This is a genomic window from Pedobacter sp. HMWF019 (genome assembly GCF_003061025.1).
Lineage (GTDB): Bacteria > Bacteroidota > Bacteroidia > Sphingobacteriales > Sphingobacteriaceae > Pedobacter.
Window position 1 is genome coordinate 3,978 of the sequence record NZ_QAIL01000516.1, and the last position, 1,552, is coordinate 5,529.

Sequence of the window (1,552 nt, forward strand, 5' to 3'; positions counted from 1 at the left end):
AAACCGGCACCTACAGGAATATTTTTAAGCAAGGTAATTTTTTGAGAAGGCAGATCGAAATCTTTTCCCAGCAAATGGTAAGCCTTCAAACAGATATTGTCTTCCAGTTTTCCCGGAACCTGAACACCTGCAATGACGCATTCTGTTTCTTCGGCATCCGATAATTCAACAACGTCGTATAACTTTACAGGATAAAATACGGTTTCCAGGTTATGGTAGCCGTCAGTTCTCTTTTCTGTGATGTGCAGACCAAGATTGATTTTGGCATTGGCAAAGGCAAGCATACCGCAAACTTAGCAAAAAATGAAACAACCTTAGCCTAATATCCCAGAAGCGCTGTAAAGTAATTTACCTCGTCAATATCATAGCAGAAAGTTCCTCGCACAAGGTATAGATCTCTTCTTCTGTATTGTAATAATGAACAGAAGCCCTGACTACCGTAGAAAGCCGATTCTTGTCCATATATATCGGAGTTGCCTGCGATCCTCCAACAGAAACGTTAATTCCAATCTCCGCCAGTTTGAGTTTCACCTCTGAACTCTCGATATCCTTCACAGAAAAAGTAACAATACCACTCAGCCGATCACCAGCATCGCGTACAACGATCCCTGGAATTTCAGCAAGATTTCTCCTCATCAACACAGACAAACGTTCAATACGATGCCATATGCGTTCCAGTCCAATATTCATTGCATACTCAATTGCCTTCCCAAACCCAAGGGTAAGCGCTCTGTTTTTCTCGTAAAGCTCAAAGCGGCGTGCATCCTTTCTGAGCGTATAGTCTGTTAGGGATACATTTCCAGCCGCCTGAAAATCCAACAATATAGGTTTTATGAAATCCTGACTGCTTTTCTTTACAAATAAAAAACCAGTTCCTCTGGGCGCTCTCATATACTTGCGTCCCGTAGCAGAAAGCATATCGCATTTTATCTTTTTCACATCCAGAGGTAACTGACCTGCACTTTGGCAAGCGTCAACCAAGTATAGTATCTGATGTTTTTCTGCTAGATTTCCGATTTCTTCAACAGGCATAATACTTCCACCAGAAGATGAAACGTGTGTAACCATAATCAACCTGGTCTTAGCGTTAATGGCTTTTTCAAACTCAGGCACTGAAAAATTACCCCCTTCGTCGTTAGGAATGACTTTAACTTTGATACCATCGGCATTTTGCATATCCACCAAGCCAATCAGGTTAGTCACATACTCCATTTCAGTCGTAATGATTTCATCACCATCTTTAAAGGACAAGCCTTTAAAAGCCGTACACCAGGCAGCGCTTGCATTTTCAAAAACAGCAATTTCATCTCTGTCTGCATTGATCAAACGAGCAATCTGATCATAGACACCATTGATCCGGTCTATATATTTCGCTTCCGTTTCATATCCCCCAGCTAAGGCCTCTTCCTTTAAATAATCAATCACCGTATCAACCACAACATCCGGTGGTAGAGAAGAGCCCGCATTATTAAAATGAATCAGCTGAGAGGTGCCAATGGTTTGATTTCTTAAAGTCTGTATTTCTTCGTTATGTATGGGTTCAAGCTTCATT

The 1,552-nt window shown here is 41.4% G+C and carries 1 protein-coding gene and 1 pseudogene; both read right to left on the reverse strand.

Annotation, left to right across the window (positions count from 1 at the left end; genetic code table 11):
- A pseudogene (locus DBR11_RS30390) lies at positions 1-284 on the reverse strand (4-(cytidine 5'-diphospho)-2-C-methyl-D-erythritol kinase); the annotation flags it as partial.
- Positions 285-348: 64 nt separating this feature from the next.
- The coding region (locus tag DBR11_RS26060; RefSeq protein ID WP_108555493.1) for an aminotransferase class V-fold PLP-dependent enzyme at positions 349-1,552 on the reverse strand (1,204 nt) is incomplete at its 5' end.